Below are 19,789 nucleotides of genomic sequence, written 5' to 3'. Positions count from 1 at the left end.
GCGAATGGCAGAGGAGCCCCATGCTTACGACCAGGACAATCTTTGCGACGATCGCACTTTCACTCTCGATGGCCGGCTGTAGCAAAGAAAGCAGCCCGGTCGCCGGCGCGGGTGCCTCCACGTCCACCGGCGCCAGCGAGCCGAGCAAGGCCGCCGCCGCCAAATCGGCCACGTTCGCCCTCGTTTCGCACGCCAACCCCGGGGACAAATTTTGGGACGTCGTCAAGAACGGTGAGGAGCAAGCCGGCAAGGACCTCGGGGTCAAGGTCACCTACCAGGGCTCGGGCGATCCGCAGAAGCAATCGCAGCTCATCGATCTCGCCGTCAGCCAAAAGGTCGATGGGCTCATCGTCTCCATGGCCAACCCCGAGGCGCTGCGCTCCTCCATCCAAAAAGCCGTGCAGGCGGGCATCCCCGTCATCACCATCAACTCCGGCGCCGAGAAGTCGGCCGAGCTGGGTGCCATCACGCACGTGGGGCAAACGGAGAAGATCGCGGGGCAGGCCGCCGGCGCGCGGATGGCGAAGAAGGGGCTCAAACACGTGATCTGCGTGATCCACGAGGCGGGCAATGTGGGGCTCGAGGAGCGCTGCGCGGGCGCGAAGCAGGCGCTGGGCGCGCAGCTCGACAACCTTCAAGTCTCGGTCAGCGACCTGGCGAGCGCCACATCGACCATCGTGGCCAAGCTGCAGAGCGATCCTTCCATCGACGGCGCGCTGACCTTGAACAACGCCGTCGCGGGGGCGGCCGCCAACGCCATTGCCCAATCGAACCGAACGAACGTGACCTTGTCGACCTTCGACGTGGACGCCAACATTCTCGCGAACATCGCCAGCGGCAAGATCCTCTTTGCCATCGACCAGCAGCCGTACTTGCAAGGCTATTTGCCCGTGACATTCCTCAACTTGTACCGCACCAACGGCACCACCGTCGGCGGCGGGCAGCCGGTGCTCACCGGGCCCGGGTTCATCGACAAGGGCAATGTGGAGCAAGTGCAGAAGTACGTGCAACAGGGGGCGCGGTAGCGGCGATGATGGGCACCGGGTCGAAAGCCGGGCGCGGCGAGCCTCCGAACGACTCGGCGCTCACGGTCGGGCGGGGCGAGGGCTCCTCGCGCTCGAACGCCGGGCGCGACGAGCCGCGCACCTCCAGCGAGGCTCGAGGCGACGAACGCATCGCCGACGTGGGGATTGCGCGGCGGCTGCTCGCGCGCCCCGAGCTCGGCGCGATCCTCGGTGCCGTCATCATCTTCGCGTTCTTTGGCTCGCTCTCGGAGGTCTTCCGCTCGCCGCCGGGCATGGCCAACTGGCTCGATCCGGCGTCGACCTTGGGCATCATGGCCATCGCGGTGGCGCTGCTCATGATCGGCGGCGAGTTCGATCTGTCGGCCGGCGTCATGACCGGCACCGTGGGCCTGACCATCGGCCTGCTTTCGAGCCACTACGGCTGCAACGTGTGGCTCGCCATCCTCGTGGCCTTGGCGCTGGCGTTGGGGCTGGGCTTCCTCAACGGCTACCTCACGGTTCGAACGGGGCTGCCGAGCTTCATCATCACCTTGGGCTCGTTCCTCATGCTCCAGGGATTGAACCTGGGCGTCACCAAGGTGCTCACCAACACGGTGCTCATCGAGGGCATCGATCGCGCGCCCGGCTATCCCCTGGCTCGCTCCATCTTTGCATCGAGCGTCGGCCTGGGCGGCGCCGAATTTCGCATTACGATTCTCTGGTGGCTGGCGCTCACCGTTTTTGCCACCTATGTGCTCTTGCGAACGCGCCAAGGTAATTGGATCTTCGCCGTCGGCGGCGACGTTCGGTCCGCGCGCAATGTGGGTGTCCCCGCGGACAAAACGAAGATTGGACTCTTCATGACCACCTCGGGTGCCGCGTGGCTGGTGGGGACGATGATGGCGCTGCGTCTCACGTCGGTGCAGGCCAATCAAGGCATCGGCGACGAGCTCATTTACATCGTGGCCGCGGTCATCGGCGGGTGTTTGCTCACGGGCGGCTTTGGCTCGGCCATCGGTGCCTCGCTGGGGGCGCTCATCTTTGGGATGACGTCGCAAGGCATCGTTTACGTGGGGTGGGACTCGGATTGGTTCAAATTCTTTTTGGGCGCCATGCTGCTCTTGGCGGTGCTCTCGAACCACGCCGTCCGGCGTTATGCGGAACAGAGCCGAAAGCGAGCACGCGTATGAATCCAACGGATGACACCGCGCTCCTCGAGGTCCGCGACATTTGCAAGTACTTCGGATCCGTCATCGCGTTGTCCGGTATTTCGACCACCGTGCGCGCCGGTCGCATCACCTGCGTCCTGGGCGACAACGGCGCGGGCAAATCCACGTTCATCAAGCTCCTCTCCGGTGTCCACACACCAGACAAAGGCGCCCTCTTGGTCGACGGGCGCCCCGTTCGATTCGAGAGCCCGCGCCACGCGCGCAACCTCGGCATCGCCACCGTCTTTCAAGACTTGGCCATGATCCCGATGATGTCCATCTGGCGAAACTTCTTCCTCGGCTCGGAGCCGACGAAGGGGTGGGGCCCGTTCAAACGCTTCGACGTCGACACGGCCAAGGAGATCACCCGCCGCGAGCTGAAGGACATGGGGATCGATTTGCGCGATCCCGATCAGCCGGTGGGAACATTGTCGGGCGGTGAGCGGCAATCCGTGGCCATCGCGCGCGCGGTCTACTTCGGCGCGCGGCTCCTCATTCTGGACGAGCCGACATCGGCCCTGGGGGTCAAGCAAGCCGGGGTGGTGCTGCGCTACATTGCGCAGGCGCGCGACAAGGGGCTGGGGGTCATTTTCATTACCCACAATCCGCATCACGCGTATCCGATCGGCGATCGCTTCTTGCTCTTGAACCGCGGCCAGAGCCTCGGTGATTTCGCCAAAGGAGAGATCTCCGCCGAGGAGCTTACGCGCCTGATGGCCGGCGGCGCCGAGCTCGATCAGCTGGCGCACGAGCTATCGCGACCGAGCCCCCCGACGTGGGCGCCGGCCGCCGCGAGCGGTGGACCTTCGAGCTCGTAGGCGCGCGGGCCCGTCGCTCCATGCACGGGACCGCGCGGGAGGTGGTACAAGACGGGCACTTTGGGTCCCCTCCTCGAGCGCACGGCGCGCGTCCTCGCTACGTTCTGCCTCCTGACCCTGGCCGTCACCGCCGTCGTTTTCCTCGCCTTCTCGTTCGTGCACCGCCCGTACAACGCGGTGGAGGCGGAGCTGACATTCGAGGCCACCCGCGCCGCCAAAGGGTTCGCGCTCTACGTCGACCCGGTCCGCGGCGCCTGGGAGTACGGGGAGCCGCCCTCGCGCTTCTCGGTGTTGTACACTCCCTTTTGGCCGTACCTGGTGGGCTACCTCGCCAAAGTCCGGCCGGTCACGGACACGGTTCGGATCGTCGGCCGCGCGGTGAGCATCCTGGCGTGGCTCGTCGCCTACATCGCGCCCGTGTTGGTGGCGCCGCGCGGAAAGCGCACCGCGCCCGCCGTGGCCAGCGTCCTCGGCGCGAGCCTCTTCTTTCTGATCCGGAACGCCCCCTCGGGCACGCCCGATACCCTCTCCGCCGCGCTGGCCTCGGTGGCCTTGGCGCGCGCCGCCAAGAGGGATCGCGTGGACACGGTCTCCGCGGTCCTATTTACGGCCGCGCCATTCATGAAGCCGAGCTGCTTGGGGATCTTCGCCGGCGCATTTCTCGTTTGCGTGGTTCAGCGCAAATTGGGATACAAGCGCGCATTGGCCGCGGGCGCCGCCATGTTCATCGGTCTCGCGGGGATATGCCATGTGCTCAGCGGCGGATTGTGGATTCGCGATCTGGTGCTCTCCACCGGACAAGAGATTTCGTTCTCGCGCTGGGTGAGCGAGTTCGGGAGCCGCTCCTTCGTATTGGGCCTCCCCCATGTGATAATCGCCGTTTTGGCGTGGAGGCAAAAGGTTCGCTGGACCGTGCTCGGCCCGCTCCTCACGAGCATCGCGTGGTCCACCTTCTCCATGGCGAAGCTGGGGAGCGGATCGCATTATTGGTACGAGCCGACCCTCGCCAGCATCGTCGCCATTTCGGCGATGGCCAACGCGGAGCCGCTCCGTCCGGCGCTCGCGGCCTGGGTGCGCGTGGGGGTGCTCGCGATGAGCATCACCGTGGCGGCGATCACGGTGCCGGGTGAGCTCGAGCAGATGCACGCGTACGGGCACTACGAAGGGACCATCGCGCGCCTCAAGGAGCGGTGCATCTCGGGGGCCAACGATGTCGCCGTGTCGGTCGATCCGGTGATCGAGTTCTCCGTCAGCGGACGCATGATCGTTCCGGAATGGCAGACGTCGTTTCTCGTGCGGCACGGGCTCTTTCCGATTGAATCGTGGCGAAACGATGTTCGTCATCCCAATGTGCGGTGCGTGGTGCTTCCCGATGACATCGAGCACCCCTCGGTCAATCCATTCGACCTTGGCCGCTCCAATGTTTATGCGACCGAACTACGCGATGTCGTTCGGGAAAATTTTGCGTTCGACGGGATTGTCGACGGATTGTTCGTGCACCGCCGACGGTAGAGCAGCGAGCTGTCCCGTACCCCAAGCCCTGGTCCGGTTCGTCCAATAACGATGCGCCCTCGTGCCGCGATGGCCACCGTTCGTCCGTAGGCAACTCGTCGGTGCTCGGCCGGGATCCCAGACTCGTCCCGTTGGTCGCATAGCGTGGAGGCGTACCTTTGGGCGGAACCATCGATACCACGGCTTCAGTCGTGCTCTGCATTGCCCTCATGGCCGTGATGGTGGCATTTCTCGCGGTCACGTCGCGGGTCACCGTGCGGACCTTCGAGCGGCTCGAACGGGAGGCGCCGCTGGCCCTGTTTGGAAAAGGCCCGATGGAGGCCGTCTATAGCGCGCTCGAACCTTTCGCGCGCGGGCTCGCCATGCTCGGCGTCTCCGCCAACAGCATCACCATGGCGTCGCTCGTGCTGGCCGCCGTCGCGGCGCTGCATTTTGCGCTGGGGCACTTCGGGGTGGGGGCGCTGATCGCGTGCATGTCGGCCCTGGCGGACGCGGTGGATGGACTGGTGGCAAGGCAGACGCGGACCGCCAATCGGTTCGGACGGGTGCTCGACACCACGGTGGACCGCTATGTGGAGGCGCTCCTGCTCGGCGGCATCGCCATCCGGGTGCATCATGACGCGTGGGTGCTGGCCGTGGTGCTGGCGGCCATGGTGGGGGGATTCATGGTCAGCTACGCCTCCTCGATGCTCCGCGAGCTCGATGTGCCCGATCCCGGCTCCCGGATGCGGCGCGCGGAGCGACTCACCTTTTTGATCGCCGGGGCGACCCTGGTCCCTCTATTGGCGGAGGCGGCGCCGGACGTGGCGCCCGCCCTGCAGCTCTCGCCGCTGTTGGCGGCCTTGGCCGCGATCGCCGTCGTGGGGAACGTGAGCGCGGCGCGCAGGCTGCTCGGGGCGGCTCGATCGGCCCCGCGTCCTACTTCGTACGAGAAAACTTGGCCCACATCATCGCAGTTTCTTATCCAGCGAGAGTCCAGATCCGTTGGAGGAACCGATGAGCGAAGGAGATCGCCGCGCGCCCGGTGCGACGCGGATACCGTTTGAAGCGATGGTGGAAGTCGGCGGGTCGACCGGCCCCGCCTTCGAGGCGCAGTCGATCGACGTCTCGCGCGAGGGCATGCATCTGCGAACGGCCTACCTTCCCGAGGTCGGTCAGCCCCTGACGTGCCGCTTCGACGCGGGGCCTCGCGAGATGGTCCTCGCCTCGGGTGAAGTCGTGTGGTCGCGGGAGGCCGCGCGAGGGGGCGAATTTGGGATTCGCTTCTCCAACCTGGACGCCGACAGCGCACGGATCCTGGGGCGCATGGCCTGCGCCGCGCACGATCCCTCCGCGCCGCCGGACGCGCCGGGGATGAAGGTGCGCCTGCACATCGACGGACTGGGCTCCCCGATGCGCGCGCGCGTCAAGGGCGCCAGCCACGCGGAGCTCACCGTCGGCAGCGAGCTCGGGTTCCTCCAAGTGGGCAAGGACATCGAGCTCGAGAACGCCGAGACCGGCTCCAAGCGTCACGCGCGCATCGATCGCGTGGAGGTGCGCGTCGACGGCCAGTCGCAGGTGCCCGAGCTGCTCGTGGCCCTGCGCTACCCCGACGAAATGATGGTCGCGCACGAGGAGGCCCCGCTCACCAGCGTCGTCCGCCCCGAGCCTTCGGATCGCATGGCCCACGCGCACGAGCGCAACGCGGGCGCGTACGAGCGCAACGCCGGCGCGTACGAGCGCAACACGGGCGCGCACGAGCGCGGCGCCGAGGGGCACGAGGGCGACGTCGATGCCCGCGATCGCGCGATGGACGCGCACGAGCGCAATGTCGACGCCACCGCCGACACGATCCCCGCGGAGCCGCCGTACATGACCCGCAGCGGCGCCCCTCCGAGCTCCGGCCCCGACGTCGACGTGGAGGTCTCGCACGACGAGCGCGACTCCTCGGACCCGTCGGCGCACGCCTCGGCGGCCCCGGCCGACCGCGTGAAGAACGCGTTCTCCCGCAGCGCGGCCAAAGTGGCGCCTGCCATCGCCGCCTTCACCTCGCGCGCCAAGACGACCTTCGCCCTCCTCGCGGCGCGCCGCCGTGAACAGAGCGCGAAGAATGGACCCAACGACGACGTGGCGACCCCGATGCGCCGCGTGACCGCACCGCCGCCCGGCGGCGGACTGCATGCGGAAGGGCGGAAGGTCGTTCGCGACTTCTCGGCTTTGCGCGACGGACTCGGGGAGAAAGCACCTGCATTCGTGGTCGACAAAAAGAAGATGATCGCCGGCGGCGCCGTCGGAGCGCTGCTCATCATTGGCGCCGTGGCCATGCGCAAGCCGAACGCCCCGCCGCCCGTCGCGGAGAACGCCGCGAGCGAAGCCCCCATCGCCAGCGCCGCCGCGCCGGAGGGCAGCGCCGCCGCGCCGGGCGCAGCGCCCGCCGCGAGCGCGGCCAACGGGGCGCTCGCCGCCGTCACCCCGCCGGCGCCCGCCCCGGCCAACGAAGTGCGCCCCTCGGACTCGGGGTTCACGGAGACCGTCGTCTCCCGCCCCGAGCACCACGCGCCGAAACGCGTGCAGGTTGCACCTTTCACCAACGGCAGCGTCTCCCACGGCAATGTGCTCCGTCTCAAGATGGATGACACGATCGAGAAGATCCAAGGCGCCGCGCAGTCGAGCGGCTTCACCGTGGTCCTCCCCTCGCGCCGCTCGTTGGAGGCCGCCGCCCCGCTCGCTGCGCGCGATGGTCGCATCGCCAGCATCAAGGTCGTCAACGACCCCGCCGGCGCCGAGCTCTCGGTCACCTTCAAGGATGGCGTCCCCAACTACGCCGTCCGCGCCAAGGGCAGCGTGCTCGAGATCATGCTCGCCCCCGCCGGGCGCATGCCCGAACGTCCGACCTTGGCCGACGCCCACCACGATGGGCACGAGGGGCGCGGTCACGCGGCTCCGACCGCGAATGCCAAGCGCAAGCATGCTGCGCCGCGCCATCACTGAGCGCCGCGATATGATTCCGCCGTATGCCTAGGCTTTCGCCGCGCATCTTCGCAGCCGCCAGCGTCGCGCTGGCCCTCGTGTACGGCGTCGTTCTCGCGGTTTTCAAGTGGGTTCCTCGCTACGACTGCATCGTATTCACGGGCGTGCTCGTCCTCGTCTTTCGCTGGCTGGACGGGAACCGGGCGCGCCCGTTGGCGTTGCACCTGGTCACGCAGGTCCTGGTGGTGTCGCTCGTCGCCCACCTGTGGACCTTGGGCTACGAGGGCCGCAACGCCATCTTCGGCGGCGTCCTGCCCTGGAGCGACTCGTACACGTTCTACGATGACGCCGTCCGCTTCCTCTTTGGGGAGCGCTTCGACGGCTCATCGAAGCGGCCGCTCTTCACGAGCGTCTTCGCCGTGCTCCTGCGGATCTCCAACGGGGATCTCCGCTTTGCGCTGCTCGCGTGTGCGATGGCCGGGGGGTGGGCCATTTCCATGGCGACCCTCGCGGTCTGGAAGACGCACGGCGCCCGGAGCGCCTTCGTCGTTTACCTGATCCTGTTCTTCTTCGAGCGGCGCTGGGCGGGCTCGATCCAGACCGAGCACCTCGGGTTGCCGCTGGGCCTCATCGGCTTCGTCCTGGTCTGGCGCGCCGACGACGCAGAGAACCCGCAGCGACGGCAGTGGCTGGTCCTGGCCGGCATTTTTTCCATCGCCCTGGGGCTGATGGCCCGCGCGGGCGCGTTCTTCGTGCTGCCGGCCATCGCGCTTTGGGCGGTGCGCGACGCGGGTCGAAAGCGGCGGCTGCGCATGCTGTCCTGGAGCGCGGCCGCCATGCTCGCCGCGTTCGGGGTGCACAAGGCGGTGCTTCACTTCACGGGGTCCGGCGTCACCTTCTCCGACTATCCGCCCATCGCGTACGGGCTCCTTCACGACGACGACTACACGCGCATCCACAAGGACCACCCGGAGCTGGACGTGCTGCCCGTCGACGCGCGGGTCCGGGCCACGTGGAAGGTCATCCTCCACGACGTGGCCCAGCAGCCGTCGCTCGTTCCGATCAGCCTCGTCCGCTCGGGCGCCGCCTTCTTCACGTCGCCGTTCGGCATGTTCAGCTACGTGTGGACGAACCCCGACGATGCGGCCCTCGAGGACGGCGCCGCCGTGCGCGAGGCGATGGCCCGCGATGGGGTGCTCGGCCCGCTGTACCTCTGGACGCGCACCTTCGGGCTCTACAGCCTCTTGAACGCGGGGGCGATGGGGGCCATCGGCGCGGGCTTCGTCCTGGGGGCCATCGGCTCGCTCTACATCGTCTTCGTGCGGGAGCGCTCGAACGGCGAGCTCTCGCTCCTTCGCCATGTGATGGCCGGCGTGCTCCTCTCGGCCCCCTTTACCCCGCCGTGGATCACGTCGAATCAGCAGGTGCAAACGGCGACCTTGGCCTTCGTGGCGGCGCTCCCGGCGGTGGCCCTCGTGCAGCTCCGCGCGCGGCAAAGGGGATCGGGTCCCCCGAGCTCGGTCACCCCGTACGAGGCCCGCCGGCTCACCCTCGACTCGCTTGCCTACGCGGCCATCGGGTTCTCCGCGGCCCTGGTGGCTGCGGTGGTCTGGATCCGCCTCGCCCCGCTCGCGCGACCGCGCTGCGGGTCGCCGGAGGACCACGTGGTGATGCCTTATTGGGACGCGGCCGTTGAAGTGAAGGAAGAGCGCACGAATAGCTTTCGAAACAAAGGCATTCAGGACCTGCGCTTTTCGATTCGTTACCTCCAGAAGCACAACCCGGAGCTCACCGACTCGATCGAGCCGTTCCTACGCGCAGGCACCCGTTACGTCGCGGGCTTCGACGCGTGCGACGCCCACGTGAAGATCCTCGTGGACGACGCACACGCGCTGGGGGTCGACCCATCGTGGCGCACGCTCGACGCGCGGCCCCAAGCCTCCCCCAAGATCCTTCGGGTGCTCGGCGAAACCCGAGAGCCCGGGGCGCCTTAGGCCCTGGCCTTATCGAGGAGCTCCGTGCACTCCGGGCACCGGTAGGCCGGGATCGGAATGGGCTTGGTGCAGGCCGGGCAATCCTTGGTGGCGTCGGCGCGCAATTGCAGTTTGGTCATCTGCTTGACCATTATGAAAATGGCAAATGCCAGAATGAAGAAGTCGAGCACCGCCTGGAGAAAGTTGCCGTAGTTGAGTGTGGGCGCACCCGCGGCTTTGGCGGCTGCCACCGTGTCGTAGTGTTGTTCCCCCAGGTTGATGAAGAGATTCGAAAAGTCGATCTTGCCCACGACCAGGCCGATGGGCGGCATAATGATGTCTTTGACGAGCGAGTCGGTGATCTTGGCGAAGGAAGCGCCGATGATCACACCGACGGCCAGGTCGATGACATTTCCCTTGAGCGCAAACTTTTTGAACTCTTGCCACATACCAATTACCTCGCCCCTCTTCCCTTTCGAGTCAATCGAAGAAGCGATGTCTGACTCGTTGCCGTGAGATCCCATCCGTCTTTTTCGCCGCGGCACAAGCGCGCAGCGCCGGCATAAGCAATCATGGCCGCGTTGTCGGTGCAACTTGCCAAGGGCGGGACGAAGCATTCGAGCCCCCGGGCCCGCGCGAGGCTCCGCACCCGCTCGCGCAGCTCGCGATTGGCCGCGACCCCGCCGCCCAAGACCACCCGGGATACGTTCGTCATCTGCGCGGCTTGCACCAGCTTGTTCGCCAGAACATCGGTGACCGCGCGCTGAAACGATGCGCAGAGGCCCTCGAGCTCCGCCTCATCCCTGGGCACACCGTGCTCGCTCACATGGCGGGCCATCCGCGACTTGATGCCCGAGAAGCTGAACTCGAGCGACCGCACGGACGCCATCGGCGCCTTCTGCGGAAATTTGGTCGGATCCCCGCGGGCCGCGAGCCGGTCGATGATGGGGCCACCCGGGTAGCCCAGCCCTAAAAGCTTGGCCACCTTGTCGAACGCTTCGCCCGCGGCATCGTCTCGGGTCGCCCCGAGCTCGTGGCACTGCGCGGCGGTGGGGCCTTCGACATGGTAGATGGCCGTGTGCCCGCCCGAGACGAGCAAGGCCACGAAGGGAAACTCCGGGGGCGGCGGCTCCGTCTCCCCGCGGCGGCGAAGAAAAACGGCGAGCAGGTGCCCCACGAGGTGGTCGACACCGACCAGCGGTAGGCCGCGCGCCCAGGCGATGCCCTTGGCGAACTGCACCCCCACGAGCAGCGCGCCGACCAGGCCCGGTCGGTTGGTGACGGCGATGCCGTCGATGGCGTCCAAGCCGAGGTTGGCCCGCGCGAGCGCCTCGCGCACCACCGGGTCGATGTTGCGGGCATGATCGCGCGACGCGAGCTCCGGCACCACGCCGCCGTAGCGGGCGTGAAGGTCGACTTGGCTCTGGACGACGTCGGAGAGCACGGTGCCATCGTCCTGGACGATGGCGGCCCCCGTTTCGTCGCACGACGATTCGATTCCGAGTACGAGCATGGATGGGGAACTCGATCAGAAGGGGCAGTTGCCCCCGGTCTGGTGCAAAATGAAAACGCCGAAAATGTTGGTCGCCGCGGCGGCAGGCGAGGCCGATGCGCCGCCTCGGAGGAGCCGCACCTCCACGTCGCCCGACTCCATGAGCGAGATGATCACGGTGACGTCGCCGCCTGCCCCCGCGTCCGACGATGCGGCGGCCATGTAGATCAAGTTTCGCTCGCGCCCCTCGCCGAACGACAGGCTGGAGAGCGGATCGTGCCACACTTGGGGGATCTGGCGCAGCGCGGTGGCGGAAAAGCGCCCGTCGGAGGTGGAGATGGCGCCGGGCGCCGTCTGCAGCTGGTCGGTGTCGATGGTCAGGCACATGCGCGTTCCATCGTCGATGTTCGCGCGCACGAAGGTGCCGCTGACCACCGTGCCCTCGTAGTGGCCGCTGGTGGTCGAGAAGCGCGAAAGATTGCGGCAGCCCATCGGCATGAGCGCACAGGTGGCGAGGGCGAAGATGGCGGCGCGGGGCACGAGCAGAGCGTTCATCGTCCGTGTTGCAGGATAGACCGGGCCGTCTCTCGAACGCGCGGCTCGGGATCGGACGCGGCGATGCGCTGGGCAATGTCCTGCGCCCCGCGCACGTCGAAGGAGGCCAGCGCCTTCATGGCGGCCTCGCGAACGAGCGCGTACGAGTCCTTGGTCGCGGCCTCGCGCAGGTGCCGCCCGGCGTCGGGCGAACCGCTCCCCAGCCGCCCCAGCGCCTGCACCGCCAAGATGCGCATGGCCCAATTTTCGTTTTCGCGCAGGAGGTTTGCCACCGCGGCCACCGCGCGCGCATTGCCGTGCGAGCCGATGGCCGCCAGCGCCACCCGCTGCACCTCCTCCTCGCGGTCGCTCACCGCCTGCACCACCGCCTCGTTGGCGGAGTCGGTGGGCGAGTGCGAGAGCAGCACGATGGCCTTCTGCCGCACCTCCACCTCGGGGTGGTGCGCGAGGGAGATCACCTGGGCCTCGAGCGACCGCGCCATCGCCTTGGCGCGCGCTTGCGCGGCCGTCACGTCGGTCTCCTTCGAAGCTTCCACGTCGACGAAGGGACGCAGCGCGCCTTCGCCCGTGCCGATGGAGTCGAGCACGGTGAGCGCGCGATCGGCCGAGGTGCGCAGGCCCGCCAGCGCCGCGGCCTCCAGCGCGTCGCCGAACCTCACCACGGCCCGCGCGCGCTCCTTGGGCGAGAACGAGCGGGACACCAGGCGCAGCAGAATGCCCTCCACGTCGAGCGAGCCGTCGGGCACCGGCAGCAGCTCGGCTGTCGTGCCAGACGCGCGCGCATCGCTGGCGCCGCGTCCGGGCGCCGTCGCGAGCAGGACCAGCGCGGAGCTGCCCGCGCGCCGGAGCGCCTCCGACGAGCTTCGCGCGCGCGTCCCCTCCGCGTCGCGACCGGCGAACACCGCGTCGGCCATGGCACCGAGCGCCGCTTTGCCGCCGGGCACCTCGCCGCCTTTCTGGGTGCCCATGCGCGCCAGGGCCATGAGCGCCAGTTGCCGAGGCAACGGATCGGGGCCTTGCGCAAGGGAGAGCAAGGTCGCCGACTCCGACTCCGCGCCCAGCTCGCCCAGCGCGAACGCGGCCGCGGCCCGCGCCACGTTGCCCGAGTCCAAGGTGCGCGCCACATTGGCGATTTCGCCCACCGAGCCGCGGTCTTTGAGCTGCCCCAGCCCGAGCACCGAGAGCCCGCGCATCTCCGGGGTGCCGTGGCGGGTGAGGTTGCGGAGCATGGAGATGGCGCGCTTGTCGTTCATGCGCGCGAGGCCCCACACGGCCGCCACGGCGACCGCGTCGGTGGGCGTGCCCTCCTCGAGCTGCGCCTCGCCCTTGGGGAAGAGGAGCGCGCGGTACTTCGGCAAGAGCGCCGGATCGCGCAGCGCGCCGCAGGCGATCATCGCCCGCGCCCGCAGCGCCGGATCGCCGGGGCCGGTGGCATACGAGAAGAGCGCCGGGCCGGCGTTCTTGTTTTGCACGTAGCCGAGGACGTCGATGGCCACGCGCTGCTGCCCCGCGTCTTGATCGGCGAGCGCGTCGAGCAGCGGCTTGACCGCGCGGCCGCCCACCCGCGCCAGCGCGGAGCGGGCCTCCTCGGCGTCTTTGGTGACGGTGGCGCGCTCGCCCTCGGTCGCGCCCGGGCTGGCGGTGCGCTTCACGCGCTGCACCAAGCCGAAGGTCAAGCTGCCGTAGATCTCCACCAGCAGGCGGCGGTAGATCGCCTTTTGCGGGTTGCCGATGGCGAGGGGGAGGAGCTCCTGCTCGAGCGACTCCAACGTCCCCTTGCCCAAATTGATCTGCATCGACAGCCGCGCCGCGCGGGCGACCAGCTCTTCGTCTGGCGCCCCGCGGAGCACGCGCCGAAAGAGGCGGTCGGCCTCCTCGGTCTCGCCCTTGGAGAGCAGCAGATCCGCCAGCTCGAAATAGACGATGTAGAGGCGGTCGTTCTTGCTGAGCGCCGCGCGGAACTCGACGATGGCGCGCGCGGTGTCTTGCCGCGAGCGGTACATTTCGCCCAGGCGGCGGTGCCCCTCGGCGTCCTCGGGGCTCAGCTCCACGGCCCGGGCGGCGTACTTGATGGCGTCGTCGTCGCGATAGAGCTGGAGCGCGTACTGGGCCATGCGCTGATAGAGCTCGCGCGCCCGTTTTGGCTCCACCACGACCAGCTTCTCGAGCACCGCGATGGCGTCGAGCAGCTTGCCCTCTTGCACGAGCACCCGCTCGAGCGCGAGGTAGCTGTCGCTGTCGCCCGGCGCCAGCTGGATGACCCGGCGCAACGTGGCCTCGGCCTCGGGGAGCTTGCGCACGTGGAGCTGCACCTCGGCCAAGGTGCGCCCGGCCTCGATGTCCGGAGGGTTGGTCTGGAACTGCGCAGTGAGCGGCGGGATCTGCTGCTCGATGACCCGCTCGAGGCCCCACAAGGTGACCATGTGCGAGCGCGTCTCGCGCGAGAGCACTTTGTCGCCGTTCTTCTTGGCCTTCTCGCCCAGCTCCGTCCAGAGCATGCGCGCCTCGCGGTAGTTGCGCGCCCGCTCGAGCGCGCCCGCGAGCTGCTTCTTGTACGACAAATTCTGCGGCTCGAGCTGCACGGCCTCGCGCAAGGCCGCCAGCGCATCGGCCGTCATGTCGTGCTCGAGGTACACGTCGCCCAGCGCGGCCAACGCGCGCGCCCGCGGGGAGATGGTCGTGAGGATGCGCCGCCACGTCTGGACGGCCAGCTGCGTATTTCCATCCTGGAAGTAGCGATCGCCCAAGTCGACCAAGTGCGAAGGGTCGTTTTGCGCCACTTGGGTGAGGCGCGAGAGCACGTGGAGTGATTTTTCGCTCTCGCCGATGCGCCCGTAGAAATCGGCCAGGCGGCTGAGGACCTCTTCGTCGCCCTGCGCGCGCGCCTCGAGCTGGGTCAAGAGGCGGAGCGCGCGGGTGCGGTCGCCGCGCTGGAGCAGCGCATCGCATTGCTCGAAGACGAACTCGGGGTTGTTGGGCGCCACGCGAATCAGCGCTTCGTACTCGGCGATGGCCTTGTCCAGCTCTCCTTGCGACTGCAGGAGGCGGATCATCTTGAGCCGGAGGTCGATGTGGCGCGGGTTGGCCCCGAGGGCGCGCTGGTAGGTCTTGAGCGCGTTGGCGGCGTCGCCCGTCTCCTCGTAGAGGGAGGCCAGGAGCGCCAAGCGCGCAAAGTCGCCCGGGTGCTCGTCCTCGATTTGCTTGATGAGCACCGGGAGCTGCTGATCGGCGCGGTAAAGCTCCGTGATGACCTCGTAGATCTCCGCGCGAACGGCGGCCTCCGAGCCCGCGACGGAGAGGGCCCTCTTCAAGGTGGCGATCGCTTCTTGGTTCTTGTGCCCCTTGGCCTGCGCCTTCCCTAGCTCCTTGAGCGCTGGCGCCAGCGCGCGGTTGTCGCCCGCCGACGCGGTGACCAGCTCCTTGAACTCGGCCTCCGCGCGCTCGAACTCGCCGCGCGTGTAAAGCTCGCGCCCGAGCTCTCCTTTGACGAAGAGGCTCGTGGGCTGCATCTTCACGAGCTCGCGGTGCATGGCCTTGGCGCCCGCGAAGTCCTTGGCGTCGAGCGCCAGCGCCATCAAGGTGCGCACCGTCTGCTCCTTGTCGGCCGGCACGGTCTGCAAAGAGAGCGCTTGCTCGTAGCGCTTGCGCGCGCCCGCGGTGTCGCCGCGGTCTTGCAGGAGCCGCGCGAGCGACAGCATGGCCGTGGCGTCGTTCGACTTGAGGGCGATGGCCTTCTCGTAGGTCTTGATGGCATCGTCGCCGCGGCCATCGAGCTTGTAAATGCCCGCCAATGTCACGGTGGCCGCGTACTGCTCGGCGCCGCCCGCGGCCGCGCGCTTCTCGAAGTCGGCGACCAGCGCGTTCAGGTTCCCTTCCTTGTCGCGATAGAGCTGGGCGAGCCGCTGCAGCGGAAAGGGCGATCCCGGCTGCGACAGGACGATGCGCGTGTACCGGTCGATCAAGACGCTCGGCGATGCGCCTGCGTCTCCGGTGCCGCCTTGAGCCGGCGTGGTGGGGTTACCGGGGGCGCCGGATGTACCTGGCGCGGGGCGCGGGGCCGTGGGACGGCCGGCGCCGGGGCGCGGCGGCGCGGGACGATGGCGGCCGCGCGGGTCGAAGTCTTGCGCGTGCGCGACGTTTGCGACGCTCGGCAAGCAAAGCGAGGCCACGAGAGCAGAAACGAGCACGGCGGATCGACGCAAAAGCACCACTTTCAGCTTAGACGCAAATGCCGCCCGGCGCACTGGATGGAAGCGACCTTCGGCGCCGCGCGCCTGGTCCTGTCTCGTCTTGCCTGGTCTTGCCGCGTCTAGCTCGACGAGTGAAGAAGAAGCGCCGCAAGAAGCGCGAACCCGAGGAGCGCAATTCCGAGGCCGGCGGCCACGGTTCCCACACGGCCCTCGAGGAGCCCCGGCGGGAGAGCCTCGAGCGCGATGCGCCCGCGCCGCGCATGGCGCACGAGGAACAGCGTCTCCAGCAGGGCGGCCACCAGGGTGGTCCAAAGGGCGAGCGCAAGGCCGCGGCGGCGCGCTCGAGCTGCCGATGCGTGCAGGGGCACGAAGCCATCGAGCACGATAGGACGCGGAAAATGCGGGAGGTGCTTCACCCCCGGGCCCGTCAGCACGGGATCCATCCAGGTGTGAACGAGCTCGTGCAAGAGCTCGCATTCCCGCAGCGGGGGCGTTCGCTCCCGCGGCGGAGTCGCCACCAGGGTCGGAAAGGCCATGGTCGCCCCCGTGAGGGTGGCCGCGCCGTGCACCTCGCCGGAGGCCACGACGAACGCGTCGCCGGGCAAGAGCGGCGGAAGCTCGATCCGGCCGCTTCGCATGCCGTTGGGATCGAGCCGCAAGTCCACCACCTGCGCCATCGCCCGGCCATGGGTGTCGTCGACCTCGATGTACGCAAAAGGCCGCGGGGTCGGGCTGCGAACGACCAGCTCGCGCGCCGCGCCGGGCGCCACGATGCTCGGCAGCTCGACGAAGAGGGCACCACCGCGGACCGGGATCGCCCCGAACCATTCGCCGCCGCGGCCCTTGCTATCGTGCGCCGTCAGCGCCGCGCCCACCACGTGCGCGCGCGCCGTGGCCGAGAGCTCGGCCCAGCCGTCGGTGCATGTTGCAACCGTTCGCGCGGCGACCTCGAGGCCCGGCTCTGGCTCCACGGTGATGCGCACGTTCTCCAGCGGCTGCCCGGTGGGCCCGTGCCGCGCCTGCACCAGCACGCGCGATGGAAACTCGGCGGCCAGCGCGCCGCCCGCCACGAGGAGATCCAGCTCCACGTCACCGGCGCGGCGGCTCGGGGTGAGAAACGCGGGCCGGGCATCCCCCGCCCCGCGACGTTCGTACGCCTCCGGCACCCGCGTTTTTCCCTGCGCCAAGACCGCGCCGGTGCGGGCGGAGGTGACGCTCAGATCGACGGAATCGCCGGGCGCCACCCCATCGAGGGCGAGCCACGCCTCCGCGACCCCGTCCGCGTTGGTGCTCCCCTCCCAGCGCGCCGTGCGCCCGCCCGTCGCACCCGTGGCGCTCAGCGGCTCACCGGAGGCGGGCTCGCGAACGCCGCGATCGTCGCGCCCCAGCACCACCGTCCACGCGAGCCCGCGCCGCGTTGCGGCCGGCGGCGTGCCGTACACCACGGCCGCGCGGAGCTCGTGCGAGGCGCCGATGCGAAGGCCCAACGCCACCACCACCACGGTGACGGCGGGCGTTGCCAGAAGAAATACCCGCTCCAGCCGCGGGATCACTCCGACCTTGCGGTCGTCGTCTACCTCGCGGACTCGGTTCATCGCGTGGAGCTGGCCGGCGCCACCACGGACGCCGGCAGCGCAACCCCCTCCCAGCGAACCTCCACCTTGAGCGAAGGATCGACCGTGATCGAGGGCGGCGTCGCGGACGCGGTCCCCAGCGCGCCGCGCGCGAGCTCGATGGATCGCACGCCTTGGGCCGCGAGCACGTGCACGCCGTCGCCGCGTCGCTCGAGATCGACGAACGCATCGCCGGCGGCCGTGCGCGCGATCTTCACGCCGTAGGCGCCGGTATCGGAGGGGCGCACGCTGCGGTAGCTCACGCGCGCGGTGGTGGCGGGCGTGCGCATTTCGCTGGCGTGGTTCACCACCTCGCCGATGAACCGCGCCACCAGCGCGCCATCGTGCCCCGTGTGCGGCACGCGATCGTAACGAACCGAGAACCCGCGATCCCGAAGGGCGCGCGCCAGCATGGCGCTCTGCGCGGGCGGCGAGACGCGATCGTCGTCGCCGTGCACCAGCCACACCGTGAGGTGGCGCGCGTTCTCGACCACGTCGAGGGCGTTCACCAAGCGCGCGGCCGCATCGTTCGGCAGGATGCTCTTGACATAGGTGCTCGTGTCGTATTTCGAGTCGCCGAAGAAGCTGGTGACGCTCGCGAACCGGTCCGGGTGATGAAAGCCGATGGTGGTGGCCCCCGCGCCCCCCATCGAGGCGCCCCAGATCGAGATGCGCCTCGGATCGGCGGCGACCACTTGGCCGAGCGCGTCCATCGCGCGGAGCACTTCGTCCTCGGCCGCCGCCGTGTAGAGCGAGTTGCCCAAGCCGCTCGGCATCAGCAGCACCACGTCGCGCGAGGCGGCCTCGCGGAGGAGATCGGCGTAGGCCGCGTACGTCCACATGGTGCCGTTCCACGGGTGCGCTCCCACCAGGATCGGCGAAGGCTTTCGAGCGTCGTGGCCGGGTGGAACGAAGACCACGGCCTTTCCACCGCCCACCGCCGTGTGCGGTGATGGAAAAGACAGCACCCCGAGCCCTTCGCGCGACTCGATCTGCGCCCCGAACTTGGGCGGCTGCCCGCACACGATCCGGTGCTCGTAGGCGCTCACGTGGATCTCGATCTCCACGTCGTGGGCGCGCTCGGGTCGGGCGGGCAGCGGCACCACCACCGGCCCATTGCCCCCGGTCGGCACGGAGGTGCCGTTGACGAGAACGCGTCCCCGGCCGGCGCACACGGGAATTTCCACGGCCACCCGCTCGCCGCCCGCCACTTGAAAGCGGACGGCATACAGACCGACAGGAAGATTGGTCCGCGCGAGCTCCCCCCAGGCCGTGGCCTTGTAGGCGCGTTTGGATGCGCTCGCGACCTCCACGGCGTGAAGCTCCGTTCCCAGCACCGAGGGGTGCGCGGCCAGCACGATGCCGTTTGGACTCACCGCCGTGGCAGGTAGACTAGGCGCGGCGGTCCCCCCGTCGGAGGGTGAGGAGGAGGACGAGGACGGGGTTGCCGGCACGGCCGCACTCGTCGCGGGCACCACGCTGGCTGCATCGACGGGGCCCCAGGCGCGCGGCAGCAGGCGCGGGGCGGCCGCGAAAGCCGTGGCTGCGGGAGCCAGGCCGACCACTACCCCCACCGTGGCGAGCACGGCACGTCGCATCCCTCTCCTTTTCATCGATGTGCCTCGGTAGCGCAAGCCCCCTTGTCAACGCACGGCGAACGCACCAGCATCGTGCGCGATGCTGAACGCTAGCGCTACAACCACACAGTCTTCCGGGGCCACCTTTTTCCGCGCGCGCATTGGCTCGCTGCTCGCGTTTTTACCGCTCGGCGTTTGGTCGGTCGTTCACATCTGGAACAACCTGTCGGCCTTCCAGGGCGCCGATGCTTGGGAAAAGTCCGTTACGTCGTACGCGCACCCGGCGGCGCAAGTCATCACGGCCATCGTCGTTCTGCTCCCCTTGGTGATCCACACGATCTGGGGCATTGGCCGCCTCCTCAGCGCGCGCCCCAACAACGTTCGTTATGGCTTCTACACCAACCTCAAGTACGCGATTCAGCGTCTCAGCGCGATCGGCTTGCTGGGCTTTTTGGGGGCGCACCTCTGGCTCGCGATGATCCGGCCGCGTTTCGTCGAAGGGCACGCGGAGAAGTTTGCCGACATCAGCCACGAGATGCACTTCCACACGCCGACCCTCGTCGTCTACGTCTTGGGTGTCCTCGGTGTGGCGTACCACTTGGCCAACGGGCTTCATACGTTCGCGATGGGGTGGGGCGTGGTGGCGAGCAAGCGGGCCCTGAAGAAGCTCGAATGGGTCATTCTGGGGTTTTTCGTGCTGCTGCTGCTGATGGGCTGGGGCGCGGTTTACGCGCTCTACAGCGCCGGCGCCTAAGCGCAACCGTTCCATCGCCTCGCCACAAACGGCGACCTCGGGGGGCATTTGTCGCACTGGTCCGTGAAGTTTCCAGGGGGGTTCTTGTTTGATCGTCTTCGCGTTTCGCTTTCTTCGCGCCCGAGCCGGGGGTAACCTTCTAGA

13 protein-coding genes and 1 pseudogene are annotated in these 19,789 nt (G+C 68.5%); 8 read left to right on the top strand and 6 right to left on the bottom strand.

Going from position 1 to position 19,789, the window contains the following annotated elements:
- Window positions 1–20 precede the first annotated feature (20 nt).
- The 7 genes from LZC94_43265 (at window position 21) to LZC94_43235 (ending at window position 9,485) form a co-directional block, all read left to right on the top strand.
- Window positions 21–1,025: a sugar ABC transporter substrate-binding protein gene (locus LZC94_43265; GenBank protein WXB14632.1), complete on the top strand. Its 1,005-nt coding sequence runs from the start codon at window positions 21–23 to the stop codon at window positions 1,023–1,025.
- A gap of 5 nt (window positions 1,026–1,030) precedes the next feature.
- Window positions 1,031–2,194, top strand: a complete 1,164-nt coding sequence (locus tag LZC94_43260) for an ABC transporter permease (GenBank protein ID WXB14631.1) — start codon at window positions 1,031–1,033, stop codon at window positions 2,192–2,194.
- A complete protein-coding gene (locus LZC94_43255; GenBank protein WXB14630.1) occupies window positions 2,191–3,030 on the top strand; it encodes an ATP-binding cassette domain-containing protein in 840 nt (279 codons plus the stop codon). The genes LZC94_43260 and LZC94_43255 overlap by 4 nt, the downstream gene beginning before the upstream one ends.
- Before the next feature lie 60 nt (window positions 3,031–3,090).
- Window positions 3,091–4,542, top strand: a complete 1,452-nt coding sequence (locus LZC94_43250; protein ID WXB14629.1) for a hypothetical protein — start codon at window positions 3,091–3,093, stop codon at window positions 4,540–4,542.
- Window positions 4,543–4,733: 191 nt separating this feature from the next.
- Complete coding sequence (locus LZC94_43245; protein WXB14628.1) at window positions 4,734–5,588, top strand: CDP-alcohol phosphatidyltransferase family protein; 855 nt, start codon at window positions 4,734–4,736, stop codon at window positions 5,586–5,588.
- A gap of 4 nt (window positions 5,589–5,592) precedes the next feature.
- Entirely contained in the window at window positions 5,593–7,512 is a 1,920-nt protein-coding gene (locus LZC94_43240; GenBank protein ID WXB14627.1) for a PilZ domain-containing protein, read from the top strand.
- Window positions 7,513–7,535: 23 nt separating this feature from the next.
- A complete protein-coding gene (locus LZC94_43235; GenBank protein WXB14626.1) occupies window positions 7,536–9,485 on the top strand; it encodes a hypothetical protein in 1,950 nt (649 codons plus the stop codon).
- 122 nt (window positions 9,486–9,607) lie between these two features.
- Here the strand turns inward: LZC94_43235 and mscL are convergent.
- The 6 genes and pseudogenes from mscL to LZC94_43205 form a co-directional block, all read right to left on the bottom strand.
- Window positions 9,608–9,913 (bottom strand): annotated as a pseudogene (mscL, locus tag LZC94_43230) (large conductance mechanosensitive channel protein MscL).
- A 5-nt stretch (window positions 9,914–9,918) separates the two neighbouring features.
- The gene (gene tsaD / locus LZC94_43225; protein ID WXB14625.1) at window positions 9,919–10,977 is read right to left on the bottom strand and encodes a tRNA (adenosine(37)-N6)-threonylcarbamoyltransferase complex transferase subunit TsaD; all 1,059 of its coding nucleotides are present in this window, start codon (window positions 10,975–10,977) and stop codon (window positions 9,919–9,921) included.
- A 15-nt stretch (window positions 10,978–10,992) separates the two neighbouring features.
- Window positions 10,993–11,511: a hypothetical protein gene (locus LZC94_43220; GenBank protein WXB14624.1), complete on the bottom strand. Its 519-nt coding sequence runs from the start codon at window positions 11,509–11,511 to the stop codon at window positions 10,993–10,995.
- The gene (locus tag LZC94_43215; GenBank protein ID WXB14623.1) at window positions 11,508–15,698 is read right to left on the bottom strand and encodes a HEAT repeat domain-containing protein; all 4,191 of its coding nucleotides are present in this window, start codon (window positions 15,696–15,698) and stop codon (window positions 11,508–11,510) included. Before LZC94_43215 ends, LZC94_43220 begins: the two co-directional genes overlap by 4 nt.
- Window positions 15,699–15,820: 122 nt before the next feature.
- Window positions 15,821–17,296 carry a hypothetical protein gene (locus LZC94_43210; GenBank protein WXB14622.1) on the bottom strand — a complete coding sequence of 492 codons (1,476 nt, stop codon included), beginning with the start codon at window positions 17,294–17,296 and terminating at the stop codon, window positions 15,821–15,823.
- A complete protein-coding gene (locus tag LZC94_43205; GenBank protein ID WXB14621.1) occupies window positions 17,293–18,912 on the bottom strand; it encodes a prolyl oligopeptidase family serine peptidase in 1,620 nt (539 codons plus the stop codon). Before LZC94_43205 ends, LZC94_43210 begins: the two co-directional genes overlap by 4 nt.
- 79 nt (window positions 18,913–18,991) lie before the next feature.
- Here LZC94_43205 and LZC94_43200 point away from each other — a divergent pair, with 79 nt between their 5' ends.
- A complete protein-coding gene (locus tag LZC94_43200; protein ID WXB14620.1) occupies window positions 18,992–19,645 on the top strand; it encodes a succinate dehydrogenase in 654 nt (217 codons plus the stop codon).
- Window positions 19,646–19,789: the final 144 nt, after the last annotated feature.

It is taken from the genome of Sorangiineae bacterium MSr11954 (genome assembly GCA_037157815.1).
GTDB lineage: Bacteria > Myxococcota_A > Polyangia > Polyangiales > Polyangiaceae > Pendulispora > Pendulispora albinea.
The sequence above is the reverse complement of the archived record's forward strand: the minus strand, read 5'-3'. Positions and strand labels throughout refer to the sequence as shown.

Coding starts and splice junctions, on each gene's coding strand:
- LZC94_43200 (WXB14620.1), top strand. CDS start 18,992: ATGCTGAACGCTAGCGCTACAACCACACAGTCTTCCGGGGCCACCTTT.
- LZC94_43265 (WXB14632.1), top strand. CDS start 21: ATGCTTACGACCAGGACAATCTTTGCGACGATCGCACTTTCACTCTCG.
- LZC94_43260 (WXB14631.1), top strand. CDS start 1,031: ATGATGGGCACCGGGTCGAAAGCCGGGCGCGGCGAGCCTCCGAACGAC.
- LZC94_43220 (WXB14624.1), bottom strand. CDS start 11,511: ATGAACGCTCTGCTCGTGCCCCGCGCCGCCATCTTCGCCCTCGCCACC.
- LZC94_43235 (WXB14626.1), top strand. CDS start 7,536: ATGCCTAGGCTTTCGCCGCGCATCTTCGCAGCCGCCAGCGTCGCGCTG.
- tsaD (WXB14625.1), bottom strand. CDS start 10,977: ATGCTCGTACTCGGAATCGAATCGTCGTGCGACGAAACGGGGGCCGCC.
- LZC94_43205 (WXB14621.1), bottom strand. CDS start 18,912: ATGCGACGTGCCGTGCTCGCCACGGTGGGGGTAGTGGTCGGCCTGGCT.
- LZC94_43255 (WXB14630.1), top strand. CDS start 2,191: ATGAATCCAACGGATGACACCGCGCTCCTCGAGGTCCGCGACATTTGC.
- LZC94_43240 (WXB14627.1), top strand. CDS start 5,593: ATGGTGGAAGTCGGCGGGTCGACCGGCCCCGCCTTCGAGGCGCAGTCG.
- LZC94_43210 (WXB14622.1), bottom strand. CDS start 17,296: ATGAACCGAGTCCGCGAGGTAGACGACGACCGCAAGGTCGGAGTGATC.